At 46.2% G+C, this 2,302-nt stretch carries 4 protein-coding genes; all 4 read right to left on the reverse strand.

The window, feature by feature from the left end:
- A partial coding sequence (locus QUA83_RS09210) for a ribbon-helix-helix protein, CopG family (protein ID WP_333292669.1) occupies positions 1-968 on the reverse strand: 968 nt, incomplete at its 3' end.
- Positions 969-1,028: 60 nt separating this feature from the next.
- A complete protein-coding gene (locus QUA83_RS09215; protein WP_333292674.1) occupies positions 1,029-1,169 on the reverse strand; it encodes a hypothetical protein in 141 nt (46 codons plus the stop codon).
- Positions 1,170-1,187: 18 nt separating this feature from the next.
- On the reverse strand, positions 1,188-1,445 hold the full coding sequence (locus QUA83_RS09220; RefSeq protein WP_333292675.1) for a hypothetical protein: 258 nt from the start codon (positions 1,443-1,445) through the stop codon (positions 1,188-1,190).
- A 328-nt stretch (positions 1,446-1,773) separates the two neighbouring features.
- The gene (locus QUA83_RS09225) at positions 1,774-2,220 is read right to left on the reverse strand and encodes a HEAT repeat domain-containing protein (protein WP_333292671.1); all 447 of its coding nucleotides are present in this window, start codon (positions 2,218-2,220) and stop codon (positions 1,774-1,776) included.
- Positions 2,221-2,302: the final 82 nt, after the last annotated feature.

Consider the following 2,302-nt stretch of genomic DNA (forward strand, 5'->3'; position numbering starts at 1 on the left):
TGTTCCCGGTGTTCTCTTTCGGCGAATTGCTGCTGCAAAGATTCCAGAGCACTGGATTTTTCGCCTAGCTGTTGCTGAAACTCGTGTTCCCGGTGTTCTTTTTCAGCGAATTGCTGCTGCAAAGATTCCAGAGCACTGGATTTTTCGCCTAGCTGTTGCTGCAAAGATTCCAGAGCACTGGATTTTTCGGCTAGCTGTTGCTGAAACTCGTGTTCCCAATGTTCTCTTTCGCCTAGCTGTTGCTGCAAAGATTCCAGAGCACTGGATTTTTCGGCTAGCTGTTGCTGAAACTCGTGTTCCCGGTGTTCTTTTTCAGCTAATTGCTGCTGCAAAGAAGCGATCGAACTTTCGCGTTCACTCAACTGCTTCTGTAAACTTTCGTAACTTGACTTCGCTACTGTTTCGGCTAATTGGCTTTCGAGATTTTGCTTTTCAGTAGCGAATTGCTGCTGCAAAGAAGCGATCGAACTTTCGCGTTCACTCAACTGCTTCTGTAAACTTTCGTAACTTGACTTCGCTACTGTTTCGGCTAATTGGCTTTCGAGATTTTGCTTTTCAGTAGCGAATTGCTGCTGCAAAGAAGCGATCGAACTTTCGCGTTCACTCAACTGCTTCTGTAAACTTTCGTAACTTTCTTGCAGCGGATTTGGCTTTACACTCACCGAGTCCGATAGAGTTTCTGCCGTTACAGCGTCATTAAATTCGCTTTCTTCGGCTGTTTCCCCTTGCAAGTGGGCTGCATCTACCTCCGTTTCTTCACCTTTTTTCCAAGTGACTGTAACTTCTGTCTTGTCCTTAGAAATATCCAGAGCGCCTTGTGCCAAGCGTTCTAGGAGTTCCGACCTTGATATTCCGAGCTTGCGAGCGATCGTGTTTAATCGATCGGCACTAGAAGAAGTCAGCGAAAGTCCGACTTTGACTTTACTTTCTGAATTGGAACTAACTACATTGCGATTTTTTTTGACCATTGGCATTTTCCTCATGCCAACCTACACTAATAAGTGTAGTGGCTGAAGCTTCTATTAAAATTAATTCTTGTTACTTACCAATTGTGCCAGCTTCTGTTCCCAATTGAACAAAAATCCGTGAATATACTCTTCGATCCATTCCTCGCCGTAGAACCGCTTAAACATTCCCTCGCCCGGGTTTTTTTCGGCACGATACGGCAGATTCTACAGTTGAGCTTGTTAGATACTATCTAACTTTGCCCCCCATGTCACCGATTCGGCGCGATCGACCAAATCCAAATAAGCCGCCAGAAAGTATTTTGCTCTATAAGCCTCATCTCTAAATAGCGGCTGAAAGTCGAGAAGCACCAAAATTTTCTTCTTGCCCAAAGACAAGAGGTGAATTCCCAACAGCGGCAAATCGTAATTGTGAGTAGGATAAATCACGCCATTAAAAAGTTGAGCAGATTCACCCGCATCGATGTAAGTGTAGCGGATTTTCCGTTATTGCCGACAGTCGTAACACCAACTGCCGATAGTAGCGGGGGTTTTGCCGCGGCTGAGATTAACTTCCAACGCGGCAGGAATGGGCCGACTTTGCCAATCAAACCTTTGAAACAGCTATTGCTCTAGGTATTCCCCAAAAGGCTGGTACATGGCGAATTAACTCAGATGGCAAAACTAATAGCGATCGTCAAGCATACCGATCGCCCCTGTCTCGTTTATTAGAAACAAAGTAACAATCCGTAATATTGGGAGGGTGATCGGGCTAATCTAGGGGCGGGTTTAAGAGTTTAAGGTCTGCTTGAGGTTGTAAGCCCTTGTTTTAAAGCGAAGCTTCCAAAGTCGCACCTGCAACCCGATGATCTCGATCTTTTGCCAAATAGCTCACAGCAGCGCGAGCTTGAGGATTGTCAAATTTGCTCAGCGCGCGAGCAACTCGCAGCCGAATTCCCCAGTAATCCGCGCTCACAAGAGGTAATAATTGCTGCAATGCCTCTTCTTGCTTCTGGGTATTTGCCAGGACACCAAATCCGTCAATTGCTGCTTCCTGAACAGGTAAATCTTCGCCGCCAAGACCGATCGCACAAATTTCAAATACTGCATCAGGACACTGCATTTCGTACAGCGGAGCCATGATACTGCGGCGGACGAGCCAATTATCATCGCGGCGAAAAGCTTCCACTAAATGAGAAATTGCCTCGGTTCCGAACCTTGACAAAGAGTTAGCGGCTTCGGCGCGCACGTTCGGATCGCGATCGAACTGCATCATTTTTACTGTACTTTAGACTAAATAAAGATGAGAACGGTGGCTTTGAGAAGAACTAAAGCCACCGCGCCGGGAGAGAATAAGG

Origin of the sequence: Microcoleus sp. K1-B1, from assembly GCF_036704705.1 — a bacterium.
GTDB lineage: Bacteria > Cyanobacteriota > Cyanobacteriia > Cyanobacteriales > Microcoleaceae > Microcoleus.